This window comes from Dactylosporangium sp. NBC_01737 (assembly GCF_035963215.1).
GTDB lineage: Bacteria > Actinomycetota > Actinomycetes > Mycobacteriales > Micromonosporaceae > Dactylosporangium.
Map to the genome: position 1 here is coordinate 5,949,877 of NZ_CP109153.1, position 18,679 is coordinate 5,968,555.

20 protein-coding genes are annotated in these 18,679 nt (G+C 72.1%); 13 read left to right on the top strand and 7 right to left on the bottom strand.

Annotation, left to right across the window (positions count from 1 at the left end; all coding sequences use genetic code 11):
- Positions 1-595 precede the first annotated feature (595 nt).
- Positions 596-2,551 carry a cell wall-binding repeat-containing protein gene (locus OHA72_RS26695; RefSeq protein WP_327010533.1) on the bottom strand — a complete coding sequence of 652 codons (1,956 nt, stop codon included), beginning with the start codon at positions 2,549-2,551 and terminating at the stop codon, positions 596-598.
- Between the two features lie 118 nt (positions 2,552-2,669).
- On the opposite strand from OHA72_RS26695, the gene OHA72_RS26700 reads away from it, so the two are divergent.
- A complete protein-coding gene (locus OHA72_RS26700) occupies positions 2,670-2,819 on the top strand; it encodes a hypothetical protein (RefSeq protein ID WP_327010534.1) in 150 nt (49 codons plus the stop codon).
- Positions 2,820-2,836: 17 nt separating this feature from the next.
- Here the strand turns inward: OHA72_RS26700 and OHA72_RS26705 are convergent, their stop codons facing one another.
- Both OHA72_RS26705 and OHA72_RS26710 read right to left on the bottom strand, forming a co-directional pair.
- Positions 2,837-3,772: a M56 family metallopeptidase gene (locus OHA72_RS26705; protein WP_327010535.1), complete on the bottom strand. Its 936-nt coding sequence runs from the start codon at positions 3,770-3,772 to the stop codon at positions 2,837-2,839.
- Positions 3,769-4,140 (bottom strand): BlaI/MecI/CopY family transcriptional regulator, encoded by a 372-nt coding sequence (locus tag OHA72_RS26710; protein ID WP_327010536.1) that lies wholly within the window; start codon positions 4,138-4,140, stop codon positions 3,769-3,771. Before OHA72_RS26710 ends, OHA72_RS26705 begins: the two co-directional genes overlap by 4 nt.
- A gap of 547 nt (positions 4,141-4,687) precedes the next feature.
- Here OHA72_RS26710 and OHA72_RS26715 point away from each other — a divergent pair.
- Positions 4,688-5,653, top strand: a complete 966-nt coding sequence (locus OHA72_RS26715) for a C40 family peptidase (RefSeq protein ID WP_327010537.1) — start codon at positions 4,688-4,690, stop codon at positions 5,651-5,653.
- Between the two features lie 321 nt (positions 5,654-5,974).
- On the top strand, positions 5,975-6,136 hold the full coding sequence (locus tag OHA72_RS26720) for a hypothetical protein (protein WP_327010538.1): 162 nt from the start codon (positions 5,975-5,977) through the stop codon (positions 6,134-6,136).
- Positions 6,137-6,214: 78 nt separating this feature from the next.
- Here the strand turns inward: OHA72_RS26720 and OHA72_RS26725 are convergent, their stop codons facing one another.
- Complete coding sequence (locus OHA72_RS26725; RefSeq protein ID WP_327010539.1) at positions 6,215-8,335, bottom strand: heavy metal translocating P-type ATPase; 2,121 nt, start codon at positions 8,333-8,335, stop codon at positions 6,215-6,217.
- A gap of 105 nt (positions 8,336-8,440) precedes the next feature.
- Between OHA72_RS26725 and OHA72_RS26730 the strand changes: the two genes are divergently transcribed.
- Both OHA72_RS26730 and OHA72_RS26735 read left to right on the top strand, forming a co-directional pair.
- Complete coding sequence (locus OHA72_RS26730; RefSeq protein ID WP_327010540.1) at positions 8,441-8,854, top strand: DUF6153 family protein; 414 nt, start codon at positions 8,441-8,443, stop codon at positions 8,852-8,854.
- A 103-nt stretch (positions 8,855-8,957) separates the two neighbouring features.
- Positions 8,958-9,584 carry a DUF305 domain-containing protein gene (locus OHA72_RS26735; protein ID WP_327010541.1) on the top strand — a complete coding sequence of 209 codons (627 nt, stop codon included), beginning with the start codon at positions 8,958-8,960 and terminating at the stop codon, positions 9,582-9,584.
- Positions 9,585-9,639: 55 nt separating this feature from the next.
- Here the strand turns inward: OHA72_RS26735 and OHA72_RS26740 are convergent, their stop codons facing one another.
- The gene (locus tag OHA72_RS26740) at positions 9,640-10,215 is read right to left on the bottom strand and encodes a TetR/AcrR family transcriptional regulator (protein WP_327010542.1); all 576 of its coding nucleotides are present in this window, start codon (positions 10,213-10,215) and stop codon (positions 9,640-9,642) included.
- A gap of 81 nt (positions 10,216-10,296) precedes the next feature.
- Between OHA72_RS26740 and OHA72_RS26745 the strand changes: the two genes are divergently transcribed.
- Positions 10,297-10,485, top strand: coding sequence for a hypothetical protein (locus tag OHA72_RS26745; protein WP_327010543.1), 189 nt, complete (start codon positions 10,297-10,299; stop codon positions 10,483-10,485).
- Positions 10,473-10,985: a DUF2269 domain-containing protein gene (locus tag OHA72_RS26750; protein ID WP_327010544.1), complete on the top strand. Its 513-nt coding sequence runs from the start codon at positions 10,473-10,475 to the stop codon at positions 10,983-10,985. The genes OHA72_RS26745 and OHA72_RS26750 overlap by 13 nt, the downstream gene beginning before the upstream one ends.
- Positions 10,986-10,994: 9 nt before the next feature.
- Here the strand turns inward: OHA72_RS26750 and OHA72_RS26755 are convergent, their stop codons facing one another.
- Together OHA72_RS26755 and OHA72_RS26760 are read right to left on the bottom strand one after the other, a co-directional pair.
- Positions 10,995-11,285 (bottom strand): metal-sensitive transcriptional regulator, encoded by a 291-nt coding sequence (locus OHA72_RS26755; protein WP_327010545.1) that lies wholly within the window; start codon positions 11,283-11,285, stop codon positions 10,995-10,997.
- Between the two features lie 85 nt (positions 11,286-11,370).
- Positions 11,371-11,904, bottom strand: coding sequence for a hypothetical protein (locus OHA72_RS26760; protein WP_327010546.1), 534 nt, complete (start codon positions 11,902-11,904; stop codon positions 11,371-11,373).
- Positions 11,905-12,010: 106 nt separating this feature from the next.
- On the opposite strand from OHA72_RS26760, the gene OHA72_RS26765 reads away from it, so the two are divergent.
- The 6 genes from OHA72_RS26765 to OHA72_RS26790 all read left to right on the top strand — a co-directional run bounded on the left by OHA72_RS26765 (position 12,011) and on the right by OHA72_RS26790 (position 18,666).
- Positions 12,011-13,444: an MFS transporter gene (locus tag OHA72_RS26765; RefSeq protein WP_327010547.1), complete on the top strand. Its 1,434-nt coding sequence runs from the start codon at positions 12,011-12,013 to the stop codon at positions 13,442-13,444.
- Positions 13,445-13,528: 84 nt separating this feature from the next.
- Complete coding sequence (locus OHA72_RS26770; protein ID WP_327010548.1) at positions 13,529-13,735, top strand: heavy-metal-associated domain-containing protein; 207 nt, start codon at positions 13,529-13,531, stop codon at positions 13,733-13,735.
- A gap of 2 nt (positions 13,736-13,737) precedes the next feature.
- Entirely contained in the window at positions 13,738-14,727 is a 990-nt protein-coding gene (locus tag OHA72_RS26775) for a DUF8832 domain-containing protein (protein ID WP_327010549.1), read from the top strand.
- A gap of 9 nt (positions 14,728-14,736) precedes the next feature.
- The gene (locus OHA72_RS26780) at positions 14,737-16,983 is read left to right on the top strand and encodes a heavy metal translocating P-type ATPase (RefSeq protein WP_327010550.1); all 2,247 of its coding nucleotides are present in this window, start codon (positions 14,737-14,739) and stop codon (positions 16,981-16,983) included.
- A 266-nt stretch (positions 16,984-17,249) separates the two neighbouring features.
- Positions 17,250-18,074, top strand: a complete 825-nt coding sequence (locus OHA72_RS26785) for a hypothetical protein (protein WP_327010551.1) — start codon at positions 17,250-17,252, stop codon at positions 18,072-18,074.
- A 181-nt stretch (positions 18,075-18,255) separates the two neighbouring features.
- Complete coding sequence (locus OHA72_RS26790) at positions 18,256-18,666, top strand: DUF3592 domain-containing protein (RefSeq protein ID WP_327010552.1); 411 nt, start codon at positions 18,256-18,258, stop codon at positions 18,664-18,666.
- The last annotated feature ends 13 nt before the right edge of the window (positions 18,667-18,679 follow it).

Below are 18,679 nucleotides of genomic sequence, written 5' to 3' on the forward strand. Positions count from 1 at the left end.
GTCGGTCATTGGTGCGGTCGAGTCTCTGGGACCAACGAGGCGCGGGATCGGCTCAGCCCTTCGGGGTCAGCGCTGTCGTCCTCGGTGCTTGAGGTGCCAGTAGGCGATCCGGGTGCGCACGGAGCGGCGGTCGGCGCGGCGCCAACGGACAGCCCCGCTGCGCTCGATCGAATGTTCCGGCGCTTCGCCGGCTTCGGCAACTGGACCCCCGAAGGCCCACGCATCCAGCGGCATCCGTGCGGCTGTGGATGAACCTGTGGGCAACATCGTCGACAGCGCGGCAGGGAACGGGCGGACGGCCGCTCGGACATCCGGAGCGACGACGATGCCGCAGACCTCCGCCCGACCGGTAGGGAGGCGCCTGTCTCGGCCGCGCCCCACAACGCACAACGCTGAAGGACGGGAACAGCAGCGGCCGACCGGCACGACCAGATGTGGACCGTGGGCTGTGCCGACCGATGCGTGCCATGGGCCGATGCTGACGCCGACCTCGAGCGTGGCCGTGACGAAGGTGTGTCACAGCACGTGGGGTGCGTCCGGTGCCCACGTCGACGGCGCCCTTGCCATGAGGAAGGGCGCCGTCGCTGGGTACGGGTCAGCGCTCGACGGTCGAGGAGCGCCGCTGCTGTACGCCTGGGATCGCCTTGTTCCCGCCCGTGGTGAGGCCTCGCTTGGCGGAGGTGCCGGCGAGGGATCTGGCCGTGGACGGTGGGACGGTGAACGTCTCGGTGTAGTCGACGTACTTGTGGTAGCCGGGCACCGAGATGGCGTCGCCGACGGGGGTGATGAGGCTGCTGTTGAGGGCGAGCGGGCCGCCGAGCAGGACCCCGTACTTGATGGTGGAGGAGTTGCGGGACAGGTAGTCGCGGGTCTGGGGGCTGAGGCTGCCCGGCGCGCTGAGCAGCAGCGGGCCGAGGTTGCCGCCGATCATCGCGCCGCCGGTGAGCGCGTCGTACCAGGTGGTGGCGGTGGCGACGGCGGCGGTGCGGGGGCCGGTGAAGAAGAACTCGGCGACGGCGATGGCGGTCTCGAACGCGGTGGCCCCGTAGACGGGGTAGTAGGAGATGCGGTCGGGCCAGTTGGGCATCTGGCCGGCGTCGTAGGCGTTGAGCAGGGCCCGCACGCCGGGGCCGCCGACACCGATCATCGCGGTGCCGGTGTCCGGGTCGGGGTCGAGGCTGTTGAGGTACGCGGCGGTGGCGGCGGGCATGGTGTCGCCGGCGGTCAGGACGATCACGGTGCCGGGGTTCGCGCCGGCGGCGGCGCCTGCGGCGAGGGCGTCGTAGTACTCCAGCGAGGTTGCGATGATGACGCCGGTGGGGTTCGGAGTGATGGCCTTCGCCACGGCGATGGCGGTGTCGTACCCGCTCTGGCCCCACAGCCGGACCGTGGTGTATCCGAGGGTCTTGAGCCGGTTCTCGACGTTCACCGACAGTGCGATGGTGCCGCCGAGCAGGTACACGGTGCCGCCGGGGGCGAGGATCCGCTGGATCTCCGCCTCGGTCTGCCCGTGCAGTGACCCGGGTGGCGTGATCAGTAGCGGGGCCTGCTTGTTCACGGCGAGGGCGGAGCCGCCGAGCGCGTCGAAGTACATGTCGTCGCGGGACAGCACGACGGCCTGGGCCTGCACGCGCAGGCCGTCGCTGACGCCCTTGTCCGCGAAGTTGTACCGCGACGTGGCGACCGCGGTGCCCAGGGCGGTCTGGCCCCAGACCCGCTCGACGTAGTTGGGGTTGAGCGGCTGGCAGGTCGGCTCGCTGCCGTTGGTGACGACGGTGGTTACGTTGCCGGTGGTCACGTCGACCCGCTTGACGCTTGGCGAGCCGTACGGGTCGCTGGTGAAGAGGATGAAGTCACCGTCTGGCGACCAGGAAGGGTCGCGGTTGTTGTTGCTGCCGGTGCTCGCCACCGTCGTCAGCTGCTTCTGATTGCTGCCGTCCGCGTCGGCGAGCCAGATCTGCCAGCCGTCCGGCGCCTGCAACCGCACGAATGCGATCTTCGAGTCGTCGGGCGCGAAGTCGGGGGACATGGCCGAGTCGATGAGTTTCGTGACCTTGTCGAACGCGTCGATGCGGTAGATCTTGGACGAGGAGTCGTCGGCGGAGCTGCCGTGCTGGAAGATGATCGTTCCGTCGCTCGCCGACGCCGGGTAGCTGTCGGTGCCGTCCTTGATCTCGGGGACGCTGAACAGCTGCAGCCCGGTTGTGCCGGTGCCGTCGGCAGGCGTGATCGACAGCTTGCCGAACCAGGAGTAGATGACGTACCGGCCGTTGTACGCGTACACCGGGCGGTCGATGGAGCCGGTGCTGCCCCGGTACCCGAACAGCAGCACGTCGGTGCCGTCGGGGCGCACCGAGACCGGGCCGCCGCCCGCGTAGACGAACCGGCTGCCGTCGGGCGCCCAGCTGCCTGCACCCGGCCCGGCGGCCTGCACGAGCACCCGCTCGCCGCTGCCGTCGGGTTCGGCGATGAAGACCTGGTACCCCCGCCGGAACGTGATCTTGCCGGTCTGGCCGGGCGGTGACGCGTGCGCCGACCTCTGCCTCGGCACGATCCCCGGCACTGCCACCGCGGTGGCCGCGGTAGCGGCCCCCAGGATGGCGGAGCGTCGCGTAAGTGCGAACGACAACGTTCCTCCCCATGCAGTATCCGACCGCCGGGAGAGCCCCGTGATCATCGCGAAGAGTGTATGGGCGCCCAGACCGTTTCCACAGACCCGAACGACCGGATCAGTGCTGTGGCCGATCTATGCCGTGGTGCTGCGCAACCTGCCGTGGGCGCCGTTCATCTGGTTCGGCATCGAGCAGGCCGCCCGATAGACGGGGCGGGGCGTGTGTCAGCCGATGCCTGCGTAGCGGCCGGCGACGGCGACGGCGACGGGCGTCAGTGGCAGCAGCGCGGCGGCAACGGCGGCGACCCGGGTGCTGGCGCGGGGCAGTGGGATCGGTGGCTGGAGCAGTCGTTCCAGTCGCTCGGCGGTGTCCCCGCCGTCGGCGGCCAGCAGCCCCGGGTTGGCTGCGGCGGGGCGGGCGCCTGATTCGGCGAGGGTGACCAGCGCGCGGGCGAGCGCGATCGGCCGGCTGGACCGGACGGCGACCTCGTCGGCGCGCAGCTCCACGAGCCGGTGCACCTGGTGCAGGGCGGTCGCGAACAGCGGCACCCACGGGAACGCAATGTGGGCGAGGCGCACGGAACGCAGCAGCCAGTGGTGCCGACCGCTGGCGTGTGCCCGCTCGTGCGCCATGACGGCCTGCAGCTCGTCGGGCGCGAGCTGCCGTACCGCGGCGGACGTGACGACCACGTCGGCTGCGCCGCCGGGGACCAGGAACGCCGCCGCGTGCTCGGCCGGCACGACGGTGGCGTCCAGCGCCGGTATCCGGTTGCCGGCCAGGCGCAGCATCGTGCGCACGGAACGCCGCTGCCGTCGCTCCGTGACGGTCACCTGCCAGGCGCCGAACGCCAGCCGCCCGGTCAGGCCGACCAGCAGCGAGGCGCCGAGGATCGCCGCGGCCTGCGCGGGCCGGCCGTGCGCACCCTGCAGCGCGTCGAGGCAGAGCCGCCACGCGCGGCACATCAGCGAGTGGGTGGTGTCCCAGTGCAGGGTGGTGGTGAGGCCGATCAGCGCCACGGCGACCAGCGCCGTCACGCACGTCATCTGCCAGGTGAAGATCGCCAGGCCGGGGGCGCGGAGCACCCATCGGGCCCGCGCGAGACGTGGGGCGGCGACCAGGATGAGGCCGGTGACGAAGGCGCCGAGCAGGACCGCGCTCATGATCCGGTGATCCGCTGCTCGTAGCTGCGCAGCGCCTGGCGCAGGGCGGCGGCCTCGTCCAGGGTCATCTGCCCGACGAAATGCAGCAGCGCCTGGGCCCGGTCGTCGCTGTCGGTGAGCGCCTCGCGCATCAGCCTCGCCACGTACTCCTCCCGGCTGATCACCGGCTGGTAGGTGTGCGCCCGGCCCTGCGGCGCCCGCCGCAGGTACTTCTTGCGGTACAGCTTCTCCATGACGGTCAGGACGGTGGTGTAGGCGAGATCCCGGTCGCGGATGAGGTCCGTGTGCACTTCGCGCACCGTCGCGGGTGCCGATCGTGCCCAGAGGTGCTCCATGACCGCAGCCTCCAGGTCGCCGAATCCCCGCACAGCGCCTCCTCATCCATCACGCCCCGGCTTGGTCCCCGAATGCTACGGCCATGGCGGAGACCTGCCATCCCTGGACCTGCGGAAAGTGCGCTCCACGGCCCGTCCGGTCGCTGGCGCGGCGGGCGCCGCCGGGGCGATTGCGCCACCCGCTGGGCCGGCGGGCGTACGGACACAGATGCTCCTACTCATCATAGGAGCGCGAGTGTACGGGCGGGAAAAGCGGATCAGCCCAAACCGGCGGTTTCACGGAAGCATGGCTTCCGCGTATGCGCCCGTCAGCGATCTGCGCAACAGGTCTGATCGACCGTAGGAATGCACAACACGTGACGATCCGGCTGCACAGCGAAGGAAGTCGGCCATCGGGTTGATTTGCGGTCACCGACCTCTTTACGGTTGGCCACGGCCCGTCCTGGCCGTTGGCCTCTGCCCCCGAGGCCCCGGGACGGTTGCCGCCGCACGATGCCCGTCGCCTGGCCCCGGCCCGGTGACGGAGCGGTCCGTGCGGGGGATGGTGAGGAAGGGCGTCTCCTCGGTGGACCGTAGCCGCATGTTCTCGATCGTTCGCAGAACGCTGGTAGTGGCCGCCGTCGCCCTCGTGGGACTGGCGCCGTCCGTCTCCGCCCACGCCGAGCCGTCGCTGCCGGAGATCGAACGGCAGCTCGACGAGGCCTGGGAGAAGCTCGAACCGGTCATCGAGCAGTACAACGACCTGCACAGTCAGCTGCTGGCGAACCAGGCCAAGGCCAAGACGCTCACCGACACGCTCACCCCGCTGCAGCAGCAGGTCGACGCCGCCATGCACGAGGTCGGAGCGATGGCGTCCCGGCAGTACAAGTACGGCAGCGCGTCGGTGCTCAACGTGCTGCTGTCGACCGACTCGCCGCAGACGTTCGCCGAGCAGCTGGCAACGCTGAACCGCCTGGCGAAGAACAGTGCCGATCAGATCTCGTCGGTGGCGCACCTGCGTGACGGGTACGCCGCGGACAAGGAGAAGATCGACGCCCTCGTGGCGCAGCAGCAGGCGCAGGAGACCGAGCTCGCCGCCCGCAAGAAGTCGATCCAGGCGGAGGTCGACCGGCTGCAGGCGCTGCGCCGTCAGCTCGGCGCGACGGACGTGCCCAAGAGCGCGCTGTACATCGGCCAGTGCCCGGCCGTGTACATCGGCGGCGCGGCGGGCACCGCGGTCAAGACCGCGTGCGCGCAGATCGGCAAGCCGTACGTGTTCGGCACCGTCGGCCCCAGCACCTTCGACTGCTCCGGCCTCACCCAGTACGCGTGGAAGGCCGCAGGGGTGTCGCTCACCCACTACACCGGGGCGCAGTGGAAACAGGGCAGCGCCGTCAGCAAGGCCGACCTGCGACCCGGCGACCTGGTCTTCTTCTACAGCGACCTGCACCACGTCGGCATGTACGTCGGCAACAACCTGATGGTCCACGCTTCCCGCGCCGGGGTGCCGGTCCGGATGTCCCGCATCGACACCATGCCGTACATGGGCGCCCGCCGCCCCGGCTGACAGATCTCAGCCGTCGCGAACCCGTGCCGGCCGCGCAAGGTGGCGGACATGGGCGATGGCGCCGGCCACTCCGCCAGGCGATCGGCGTTCGTCGCAACCGGGTGACTCCTATGCAGCATCGTTGAGCAGTGGATTCCGCTGTTGTCCGCCAGTACGGCATCCATGACCTGCTCGCGAAGTCCACGCCCCGGGGGCGGCAGACGTCATCCAGCGTGTTCGACGGCGCGCTGTGGTCGCTGGTGTACGAGGTTCTCTGCTACGCCGTGACCGGGCTGCTCGCCGTGACCGGGCATCTACATCTACGGGTTCCTCATCCAGCAGATGTTCGCCGCCTATGGCTGGAACCGGTGGGGGTTCTGGCCGTACACCGTGCTGTCGCTGCTCGCCACGGTCGCCGTGGCGGCCCTGTCCTGGCACCTGGTGGAGCGGCACGCGCTGCGCGGCAAGGACTGGACGCCGGCCCGCAGGTCGCATCCGGTGTGACAGCGGGGGAGTTCGTGGCGTGCGACGGCGCCGTCCGGCAGTTGGTGTGCCGGACGGCGCCCGCGGTGCCCGCCGAGTTCACCCGCCGGGGATGAGCCGGACCCGGCGCAGCAGTTGGGCGTTGAGCGCGACGACGATCGTCGAGGCGGACATCAGCACGGCACCGACGGCCGGGCTGAGGGTGATGCCGGCCCAGGCGAGGACGCCGGCGGCGAGGGGGATCGCGACGATGTTGTACCCGGCTGCCCAGGCGAGGTTCTGGATCATCTTGCGGTAGCTGGCCCTGGACAGGCGGATCACGCCGGTGACGGCACGCGGGTCGGAGGACGCGAGGACGACGCCGGCGGATTCGATGGCGACGTCGGTGCCGGCGCCGATGGCGATGCCGACGTCGGCGCGGGCCAGGGCCGGGGCGTCGTTGACGCCGTCGCCGACCATCGCCACCCGCAGCCCGCGCTGCTGCAGTTCCGCGACGGTGCGGTCCTTGTCCGCCGGGAGCACCTCCGCGAACACCTCGTCGACGCCGGACCGCAGACCGAGGTCGGCGGCGACGGCGTCGGCGACCTGCCGGGCGTCGCCGGTGATCATGACGATCTTGCCGACGCCGAGCTGCCGCAGCTGCGCGATCGCCTCCTTCGCCTCGGGCCGGACCTCGTCCTCCAGGGCCAGCGCGCCGACGGCCTGGGCGGCGTCACCGTCGAGGCGGACGAGGTGCAGCACCGCGGCGCCCCGCCCCGCCCATGCCGAGGCCGCGGCGGCGATCTCGTCGGGCAGGCCGACGTGCAGCTCCCGTAGCAGGGCAGGGCCGCCGACGGCGTAGCGGATCCCGCCGACGGTGGCCTGCACGCCACGACCGGTCAGCGACTGGAACTGCTCGGCGCGCAGGTGCGTCGCACCGTCGCGGCGCGCGGCGGCAACGATGGCCCGGGCCAGGGGGTGCTCGCTGTCGGCCTCGACGGCGGCGGTGGTGTGCAGCACCTGCTGCTCGGTGAGCCCGGCCGCCGCCGCGACGCCGGTGACGGTGTGCGCGCCCTTGGTCAGCGTGCCGGTCTTGTCGAACAGCACCGCGTCGACGGTTCGCATCCGCTCCAGCGCGAGGCGGTCCTTCACCAGGATCCCCGCCCGGGCGGCGACGGCGGTCGACAGGGAGATCACCAGCGGGATGGCCAGGCCGAGCGCGTGCGGGCAGGCGATGACCAGCACCGTGACGGTCCGCACCACGGACCCGGTCAGGTCGCCGAGCGCCCACCAGGCGGCGAAGGTGACCAGGCCGGCGCCGGCGGCGATGAAGAACAGCCAGGCGGCGAACCGGTCGGCGAGGACCTGCGCCCGGCCGCGGGACTGCTGGGCCTGCCCGACGAGCCGCTGGATGCCGGCGAGGGCGGTGTCGTCGCCGACGGCGTCGACCTGGACGCGCAGCGCGGAGTCGGTGGCGACGGTGCCGGCCACGACCCGGTCGCCGACGGTGCGTGGGACCGGCCGGGACTCACCGGTCACCATCGACTCGTCGAGCTCGGCGCGGCCGTCGACGATGCGGCCGTCGGCGGGGACCCGGCCACCGGAGCGGACCAGCACCGTGTCGCCGACCCGCAGCTCGCCGACCGGCACGGGCTGGGGCCGGCCGTCGGCGTCGAGGCGTTCTGCGTCGTCGGGCAGCAGCGCGGCGAGGGCCGCGAGGGCGCCGCTGGCCTGGCCGATGGCCTTCATCTCCTGCCAGTGGCCGAGCAGCATGATGGTGACCAGCGCGGCGAGCTCCCACCAGAACTCCAGGTCGAACCAGCCGAGGCTGGTGGCCAGCGACGCGGTGTAGGCGACGGTGATCGCCATCGAGATGAGCAGCATCATGCCGGGCGCGCGGTCGCGGACCTCGGTCACCGCACCGGCGAGGAACGGCCGGCCGCCGTAGAGGAACACCACCGTGCCGAGCACCGGTCCGACGAGGCTCATGCCGGGGAAGTCGAGCTGGTAGCCCAGCCAGTCCATCACCATGTGGCTGGTCGCGACGACCGGGACGGTCAGCGCGAGGCTGAGCCAGAACTTGCGCCGGAACACCTCCGGGTCGTGCCCGGCGTGCTTGTCGTGGACGCCGTGCTGGTGGCTCGCGTGGTCATCCGGGTGACCGAGCGGGTGCCCCCGCGCTTGGTGATGGTCATGTCCGGCGTGGTGGCCGGGGGTGGCTGTGCGGTGCGGCTGCGACATGGCAGGCTCCTTCCGTCACTCGGACAATACCCCTGGGGGGTATAGGCGGCAAGGGGTGGTGGTTCTCGCCACCGTCTACGATGGTGCGTAGGAGGTGGTCGGGGAGTGGTGCACAGCCGTCGCAAGCGGCCTGCCGGCAAGCGATCGCACGCCCGGCTGCTGACCGCTGCGCTCCTCGTGCTCGGTGTCGCGTGGATGCACGCGCTCGCCGCCGCTCCCATCCCGGCCGCCGTGCACGCGGGCGCGATCATGGCCACCCAGGCGACGCCGCGGTGCGCATCGGACGGCGACCACGACCCCTGCCCGGATTCTCAGCACGACGGCGGGCACGCCACGGCGATGTGCCAGTCCGGTCTCCCGCCCGCCATCGGCACCCCCACCCCGACGTTCACCGTCTCGCAGGCCGCCGTGCCGGCGACGCCGGCACGGGCGTTGACCGGCACCGTCGCGGCCGACGCCGCCGACGGCACCGGCTGCGGGCCACCACAGCGCAGCGAGCTGTCGATCTGGCGGACGTAGGCCGGCTCCGGAGTCGAATGACGCCGCCGGACGCACCCGTCCCGCGGCGACGTCCTCGACGCGTCCGCGTCACCGTTTCGGAACTCCAGGAGCTCGATTCACCATGCGTACGATCAACCTCCGCCGGGCCGTCCGGGCCGTCCTGGCCACCGGCGCGCTCGGCCTCGCCCTGCTCGCCGGCGGCTGCGGCGGGCACGGGACGGACCACGACACCATGGGCGGCAACCCGTCCGCCGCGGCCCCGAAGTCCGGTGCGACCTTCAACGCCACCGACGTCAAGTTCGCCACCGACATGATCCCGCACCACCGTCAGGCCCTCGACATGGCCAAGGCCGCGCAGTCGAAGGCCGTCACGCCAGAGGTCAAGGCCCTCGCTGACAGGATCGCCAAGGCGCAGGAGCCGGAGATCGCCACCATGTCCGGATGGCTGACCGCCTGGGGCGAACCGGTCCCCAGCCCCGGCGCCATGCACCACGGCATGGGCGACATGGGACAGATGCCCGGCATGATGACCGACCAGGAGATGCAGGACCTGGACAAGGCCGCCGGCAAGCACTTCGACATGATGTTCCTGCAGATGATGATCAAACATCATCAGGGTGCGGTCGAGATGGCCAAGACCGAACAGGCCCAGGGCCGGGACCCGGCGGCCAGGCAGCTCGCCGCCAGGATCGCCGCGGACCAGACCGCGGAGATCACTGAGATGCAAGGCCTGCTGGCCAAGCTGTAGCAGCGCGAGTCACCCCGCGGGTGGGGTCAGCAATACCCCCCCACCCGCGGGTCGTTCAGTGTCGAGGCTCGGGGCGGATCGCGGCGATCGTGACCGTGACGAGCCGTTCCACCGCCGCCTCTGACGGCAGATCCGCCGCGGCCCCGAGCGCGTGCCGGCAGAACTGCGCCAGTTCCGCGGCGTCCACGTCGGAACGGGCAGCGCCGGCCGCGGCGCTGTCGGCGATCAGGTCGCGGATGAGCGCGTGCAGATGCTGCTCGGCCGCGGCCAGGTGCGGGCCGCGGTGCAGCCCGGCGGCGAGGTCGGAGCCGTGGTGCCGGTGGCCGATGAGCGCATACGTGCGCAGCACCGCGGCCAGCTTGTCGAGGGGTTCCCCGGCCGCGTCGCGGGCCGCGGCGAGCTGCCGCACATGCCCGGCGACCTGCCGTTCGTGCCACGCCAGGAGCACCGCCTGCACGTCGGGGAAGTACTTGTACAGCGTGGCCCGGCCGATTCCCGCGGCGGTGGCCAGCTGCGACATCGTCACCCCGGTCAGCCCGTGCTCGTGCACCAGCGCCGCCGCGGCGTCCAGGATCGCGTCCCGCACGGCGTGCCGGTGCTCGGTGATCGTGTCGTTCCACAACTTCGGCACCCCACCACTGTACGTCTCGCCGCTGCCGTGACACTATGAATCGGTCGTAGACATTGTGTATTGAAAAACTGGAAGGTCGAGATGGCGAACGAAGACGACGCGACGCGGATGCCGCGGTGGGTGAAGATCGTCGGCGCTGCGGCGGTCGTGCTCGTCGTCCTGCTGATCGTCGCGCTGCTCAGCGGGCACGGACCGGGGCGGCACATGGGCGGGCACGGCGCGTCGGCGCCCCTGACGGCGGTGGACGGGGTCGCCGGGTGGCTGCGGTGAGGATGGCGCCGCCGCTGCGCAAGGCGATGCTCACCGTGCACGTCACCGCGTCGGTCGGCTGGCTCGGCGCGGTCGCGGCGTCCATCGCCCTGGCCGTCGCCGCGCTGACCTCGCACGACGTGCGGGTGGTCCGTGCCGCGTACCTGGCGATGGACGTGCTCGGCTGGGCGGTGCTGGTGCCGATCAGCGTCGCGTCGCTGCTGACCGGACTGGTGCAGTCGCTGGGCACCGTGTGGGGTCTGGTGCGGCACTACTGGGTGCTGTTCAAGCTGCTGATCAACGTGGTCGCCACGGCCGTGCTGCTGCTCTACACCCAGACCCTCGGCCTGCTCGCCGACCGCGCCGCGGACCCGTCGTCGACCCTGGCACAGCTGCGGAGCCCGTCACCGCTCGTCCACGCGTGCGCCGGCCTGCTGCTGCTGGTCGCCGCGACGGTGCTGTCGGTCTACAAGCCGCGCGGTGTCACCGGCTTCGCCGTGCGCCGTGCGGCCGCCGCGTAGTGCGGGTGGTCAGCCGCGGCGCAGCAGCCGGCCGACGGCGGCCATCATCTCGGTCGCCATCTCCTCGCCCTTGCCCTCCTCGGCGCCGTGCTGCATGCAGTGCCGGGCGTGGTCGTCGAGCAGCCCCAGCGCCACCTTGTCCAGCGCGGCCTGGATCGCGCCGATCTGGGTGAGCACGTCGATGCAGTAGCGGTCCTCGTCGACCATCTTCTCGATCCCGCGCACCTGCCCTTCGATGCGTTTCAGGCGGCCCTGCAACTGGTCCTTCGTCGCGGTGTAGCCCCGTGCCGGTGTCGTCATGCCACCAGTGTATGTACCCCCGAGGGGTATGTGCCAGGTCGTGGTGGCGTCGCCGTGCGGGTCGGTCGGCATCGTGCTCACCCGCTCAGCGGACCGGATCGGCGCACGGACCTGGTGCGGACCTCGTCGCGGGCCTGGGCGGGGAGCCCGTCGGCGGCGAGCCGGCCGAAGAGGCGGCCGCGTTGCCGGCGCCGGGTTCGAACACCACGGTGGGAGCGCCGGAGCCGGTGCAGTGCAGGTGCAGGCGGTGGCCGCCGACGTCGATGCGCTGCCCGGGCATCGGGTGTGCGCGGGCGTCCGCTGCCGCCCGGGCGGTTTCGTAACCGCCGCTGACGGAGGCGAGCGCAGGCAGGGCGATCACCGGGTACAGCAGCCATCGTCTGCCCCGGCCGAGCGGATCCCGGTGGGCGCGGACGGACATCCAGATGGCGAGGGCCAGAGCGGCGGGTGGCCACAGCCAGTTGAGCACCGGGTTCGCGGCGGGACCGAACCCGATCAGGAGCAGGCCGCTCACACCCAGGAACAGGGCGGGCGCGGCCGCCCACCGCTGGGGCCGGTCGGTGTACCGAGTCGACAGTGCGGCCAGGGCGACCCAGCCCAGTGCGAACCCGCACAGCACAGATACCGCCTGGGGGTATTTCCGAAAGAGTTGACACCGATACCCCTGGGGGGTAAGGATGACGTCACGCAGATACCCCATGGGGGTATGAAGGAGTGTGATGGAGATGGCAACCGCATCCCGGCGATGGTGGGCCCTCGGGCTCATCGCCCTGGCTCAGTTCATGGTCATCATGGACACCTCGATCATCGGTGTCGCCCTGCCCCGCATGCAGGGCGACCTCGGCTTCACCCCGGGCAACCTGTCCTGGGTCTTCAACGCCTACGTCGTCGCGTTCGGCGGCCTGCTGCTGCTCGGCGGCCGCCTGTCGGACCTCTTCGGCGCCCGGCGCGTGTTCACCGCCGGCTGGGCGGTCCTGCTCGCCGGCTCGCTCGCCGCCGGCCTCGCCGACGATGTCGCGGTCGAGCTGACCGCCCGCGCCGTGCAGGGTGCCGGTGCGGCGCTGATCGCACCGTCGGCGCTGACGCTGCTGATGATGCTGTTCGGCGCCGAGGCGAAGGAGCTCACGAAGGCCCTCGCGCTGTATGGCGCGGCCGCGCCCGCCGGCGGCACCGCCGGGGTGTTCCTCGGCGGGGTCATCACCGAGTACGTCAGCTGGCCCTGGGTGTTCTACGTCAACATCCCGATCGCCGTGCTCGTCCTCGCCGCTATCCCGGCGGTCATGCCGGCCGGCGGCGCCCGCCGCGGCTCCCTCGACCTGCTCGGCGCGCTCACCGTCACGGCCGGCCTCGCCGCCGCCGTCTATGCCATCGTCCGCGCTCCGGAGATCGGCTGGGCGTCGGCGCAGACCTGGCTGGTACTGGGTGCCGCGGTGCTCGCGCTCGGTGTGTTCGTCGCGATCCAGGCCACCCGCCGTGAGCCGCTGGTCCGCCTGTCGATCTTCCGGGCGCCGGACCTGGCCGCGGCCAACGTCGCACAGCTGCTGCTGGGCGCGGCGTGGATTCCGATGTGGTTCTACCTCAACCTGTACCTGCAGCAGGTCCTCGGCTACAGCGCCTTCCCCAGCGGTGCCGCGCTGCTGCCGATGACCGTCCTCATCATGCTCGGCATGATCCTGCTCGCGCCGCGGGCGATCGGCCGGTTCGGCCCGAAGGCGACACTCGTGGCCGGCCTGACCGTGCTCGCCGCGGGGCTCGGCTGGCTGGCGTTCGTCCGCCCGACCGGCAGCTTCGTCGCCGACGTGCTGCCCGCCTCGCTCGTCGCGGCACTCGGCATGTCCCTGGCGTTCATCCCGTCGCTGGGCACCGCGATCGGCGCGGCCCGCCCCGAGGAAGGCGGCCTGGCCGCCGGCATCGTCAACACCAGCTACCAGGTCGGCTCCGCGCTCGGCCTGGCCGCGATGACCGCCGTCGCCGCCGCGGCCGGCGGCGACCAGCTCGGCAACCTGCCCGCCCTCACCGACGGCTACTCCGCCGCGTTCACCGGCGCCGCCGTCATCGCCCTGGCCGGCGCGGTCCTCGCCGCGCTCACCCTGCGCCCCGCGCCCTCCGCACCGGCCGCCGCGGCCGAACCCGAGCAGCAGACCGCCGCCCGGGTGTGAGCATCCTCTACACATGCCCGCTCGATACCCCTAGGGGGTACAGGTACCATGGAAGCAGACCAGCCACTCCCGGAGGAGCCCGCCATGACGACGACCACCTACACCGTGACCGGGATGACCTGCGGCCACTGCGTCAACTCCGTCAGCAGTGAGATCGGCAAGCTCAGCGGCGTCAGCAACGTCCAGGTCGACCTGACCACCGGCGCCGTCACCGTCACCAGCGACCAGCCCCTCGACGACGACGCCGTGCGCGCCGCCGTCGACGAGGCCGGCTACGAAGTAGCGAGGTAGTCATGCGCACACCGCTCAGACTCGGCGCCTACGCGCTCGGCCTGGCGGCCGTGTTCACCGCCGCGCTCGGGATCGGCCACCTGGCCGGTCCCGCCGCGGCCCCGGCCGCCCACACCAGCACCGACCACGACCCCACACAGCAGCCCGCCGCCGGCCACGACCAGCACACCGGCACCGCGGCACCGCTGCCCGGCGGACTGCAGATCACCGAGGACGGCTACCGGCTCCAGCCGCTCACCGCGACCCTCAGCACCGGCACCGCGGCACCGTTCCGGTTCCGGATCCTCGGACCCGACCAGCAGCCCGTCACCAGCTACACCACCAGCCACGACAAGGACCTGCACCTCATCGTCGTGCGCCGCGACCTCACCGGGTTCCAGCACGTCCACCCGCAGCGCGACCCCGACGGCACCTGGAGCATCCCGCTCACCGTCAGCGCCGCCGGACAGTACCGGATCTTCGCCGACTTCCAGCCCACCGGCCACTCCCGCGGGCTCACCCTCGGCGCCGACGTCCCCGCACCCGGCAGCTACCAGCCGCAGCCGCTCCCGGCCGCACAGCGCACCAGCACCGTCGACGGCTACACCGTCACCCTCGACGGCGACCTGGTCCCCGGCACCGCCTCCAGGCTGACCCTCACCGTCAGCCGCGACGGCGCACCCGTCACCGACCTGCAGCCCTACCTCGGCGCGTACGGACACCTCGTCGCGCTGCGCGACGGCGACCTCGCCTACCTGCACGTCCACCCGGACGGCGCGCCAGGCGACGGCCGCACCGCCGCCGGGCCGCAGATCACGTTCTACGCAGAGGTCCCCACCGCCGGCACCTACCGGCTGTACCTGGACTTCCAGCACAACGGCACCGTCCGTACCGCCGAATTCACCGCCGTCGCAGGCACATCACCTGCCGCCGCGAAGGCCCCCACCTCGACCGCGCCGAGCCCGGCACCCACCGCGACCGGGCACGGCGAGCCCGGCCACACGCACAGCTGAGGACACGTCATGGCAGTCAAGCCGCCGCTGATCGCGGCACCCCAGCAGTTCGAACTGACCATCGGCGGCATGACCTGCGCCTCCTGCGCCGCGCGGATCGAGAAGAAGCTCAACCGCATCGACGGCGTCACCGCCACCGTCAACTACGCCACCGAGAAGGCGTCCGTCTCCGTCACCGGCGACACCACCGCCGCCGACCTCATCACCACCGTCGAGGCGACCGGCTACACGGCGGCACTGCCGAAACCCGCCGAGGACGCCGCCCCGGCCGACGAGCTCGCCGCGCTACGGACCCGGGTGTGGGTTTCGCTGGTACTGACGGTGCCGGTGATCCTGCTCGCGATGGTCCCGGCGTGGCAGTTCGACTTCTGGCAGTGGGCGTCGCTGACCCTCGCCGCGCCCGTCGTCGTCTACGGCGGGCTGCCGTTCCACAAGGCCGCCTGGACCAACCTGCGGCACGGCGCCGCCACCATGGACACCCTGGTGTCCCTCGGCACGATCGCCGCGTTCGGCTGGTCGCTGTGGGCGCTGTTCCTCGGCACCGCCGGCACCCCCGGCATGACCCACCCGTTCGAGCTCACCATCGAACGCACCGACGGCGCCGGCAACATCTACCTCGAGGCCGCCGCCGGCGTCACCCTGTTCATCCTCGCCGGCCGCTACTTCGAGGCCCGCGCCAAGCGCCGTGCCGGCGCCGCCCTGCGCGCCCTGCTCGAACTCGGCGCCAAGGACGTCACCGTCCTGCGCGACGGCGTCGAGCACCGCATCCCGGTCGAGCAGCTGACGGTGGGGGACCGGTTCGTGGTCCGGCCGGGGGAGAAGATCGCCACCGACGGCGTCGTGCAGGACGGCACCTCCGCCGTCGACGAGGCCATGCTCACCGGCGAGTCCGTCCCCATCGAGGTCGGCCCCGGCAGCACCGTCACCGGCGCCACCGTCAACGCCGGCGGGCGCCTCGTCGTGCGCGCCACCCGCATCGGCGCCGACACCCAGCTCGCCCAGATGGCGAAGCTCGTCGAACAGGCCCAGACCGGCAAGGCCGCCGTCCAGCGGCTCGCCGACCGCATCTCCGGCGTCTTCGTGCCGATCGTCATCGCCCTGGCCGCCGGTACCCTCGGCTACTGGATCGGCACCGGCGCCGGCCTCACCGCCGCGTTCACCGCCGCCGTCGCGGTGCTCATCATCGCCTGCCCCTGCGCGCTGGGCCTGGCCACCCCGACCGCGCTGCTCGTCGGCACCGGCCGCGGCGCCCAGCTCGGCATCCTCATCAAGGGCCCCGAGGCCCTCGAATCCACCAGACGCGTCGACACCGTCGTGCTGGACAAGACCGGCACCGTCACCACCGGCCGGATGACCCTCCTGTCCACCGTGACCGCGGCCGGCACCGACGCCGATGCGGTGCTGCGGCTCGCCGGCGCGCTGGAAGCCGGCTCCGAACACCCCATCGCGCAGGCGGTCACCCGCGCCGCCACCGATCAGCTCGGCACCCTGCCCGCGGTGACCGGCTTCAGCAACGCCGAAGGCCTCGGCGTCCGCGGCACCGTCGACGGGCACACCGTCGTCGTCGGCCGCGCCCGGCTCCTGCTCGACGACGGCCTGACGATCCCCGACGAACTGCGCGCCGCGCAGGCCGCCGCCGAACACGCCGGGCAGACCGCGATCCTCGCCGGCTGGGACGGCCAGGCCCGCGGCGTGCTCACCGTCGCCGACGCGGTCAAACCCACCAGCCGCCAGGCGGTCACCGAACTGCGCCGGCTCGGCCTCACCCCGATCCTGCTCACCGGCGACAACCCGACCGTCGCCCGCACCATCGCGGAGCAGGTCGGCATCACCGACGTCATCGCCGACGTCCTACCCGCCGGCAAGGTCGACGTCGTCAAACAGCTGCAGGCCGACGGCAAGGTCGTCGCCATGGTCGGCGACGGGGTCAACGACGCCGCCGCCCTCGCCCAAGCCGACCTCGGTCTCGCCATGGGCACCGGCACCGACGTCGCCATCGAGGCCTCCGACCTCACGCTGGTCCGCGGCGACCTCCTGGCCGCCGTCGACGCGATCCGGCTCGCCCGGCGGACCTTGCGCACCATCAAGAGCAACCTGTTCTGGGCGTTCGCCTACAACGTCGCCGCCCTCCCGCTGGCCGCCGCCGGCCTGCTCAACCCGATGCTCGCCGGCGCCGCCATGGCCCTGTCATCGGTGTTCGTCGTGTCCAACAGCCTGCGCCTGCGCGGATTCACCTCGGCGCACGCCACCGCATGACGGAGCCGATGACCCGTGATCACGGGCGGGTGAACCGCAGTGTTCGCCCGCCCGTACGACCGCACACCGGATGATCGACAAGTCGTAGGCGTCGGCAAGGAGGGCGCCGAGCGGACGGCCGGAACTCACCTGCGGTGACCCGGTCGACGAGGGCCGTCGCGGTACCATCGCCGGGTCGACCGATGTGCGACCAGGGTTGCGCCGGGCAGCTTCCCGGGGCCGGTCCGAGCGTCGCGACTGCCGCGAGGCAGACACCTTGAAGCAGCATGAAGGCGCTGTGGCCGCGGCTCGTCCCGGACGGCACCACCCTCGGCACCGCGTACGCCGCCGAGTCCCTGATCCAGCAGGTCCTGCTGCTTGTTGCGCCGCTGCTGGCCGCGGCGCTGCTGACCTGGTCCGGGCCGGCTGCCGCGCTGTGGACCGCGGCAGCCGCGACGCTGTTCGGCACGGTCGCGTTCGTGTCCGCCGGCGCCGGGCTCGATGACGGTACACCGCCCGCGGAGCACGGCACCGGCAGCGCGTTCGGTGTCCCGGAGATCCGGGTGCTGCTCGCCGCCACCGCGGTGCAGGGCCTCATCTTCGGCGCCCTTCCGGTGGTGCTGTACGGGTTGGCCGCCCGCGCCGGCACGCCCGCTACCGGTGCACTGCTGCTTGCCGCCTGGGTCGGCGGTGGCGTGAGCGGCAGCTTCCGCCGATCCGATGCCGACTACCCGCGGGCCCTCACGTGGCTGGCCGGTGCCCTGGCCGTGCCGGCTCTGGCCACCGCGGTCACCGGCGGATCGCTGATCGCGGCGGCGGTGACGTTCGCCGTGGCGGGACTGTTCCTCACCCCCGTCGCCGCGGCCAGCTACGTCCTCGTCGCCGACCCGGCGCCGCCGGCGCGCCGGATCGAGACGTTCACCTGGATGTCCACCGCGCTCGCCGTCGGCGGCTCGGCCGGCTCGGCGCTGGCCGGATTCGCCGTCGCCCGTCGTGGGGTCGTACCGGCGATGTTCCTGCCCATGCTGGCCGCCGGCTCCGCAACGGCGATCGCCGCTGTCCTGCGCCGGGAGCGGGGTGCGACGGGCCGGTCCGGACGGGCCAGGCCGTGACGCGGTCGAGGAACGACAGCAGCGCACCGTACCTCTCATTGCTGGCTGAGCGGCCGATTCTCCGCCTGCCCGGTGATGTTTACGTTTGGCGGGTGGACGGGCGGTGGCGCGGGATGGGTATCGACTTCGGCACGTCCAGCACGACCGAGCTGATGGGGAGCCGATGAAAAAGGTGTCCTGGGTGACTCCGGTCGTCCTGCTGGTCCTCGCCGCCGGCTGCGGCCTCTTCGGCTGGTACTTCGCCGACAAGGGTGAACGGCTCGACCGGTTCGGCATCACCACCGAGGCGGTCATCGCGGAGCAGGGCACGTCCGGCAGGAACGGCCACAGTGCGAAGGTCACCTTCGTCACCGAGAACGGCGAACGCCCTGAGGTCCCGTGCGACACCTGCTCCAAGGACCTGCGCAAGGGCGAGCGCCTCGACATCCGCTACGACCCGGACAACCCGTTGGACCCGGTCGAGCAGGCCGGCCGCCCCGCCGGCCCGGAAGGTGCCAGGTTCGGCTGGATCGGCGCCGCCGTCCTGCTGGCGCTGTCACTGCTCACGACCTGGCTGCGCATCAAGCAAACCCGGGCGGCGCGGCGGCCGTGATCGACAGCCTGAG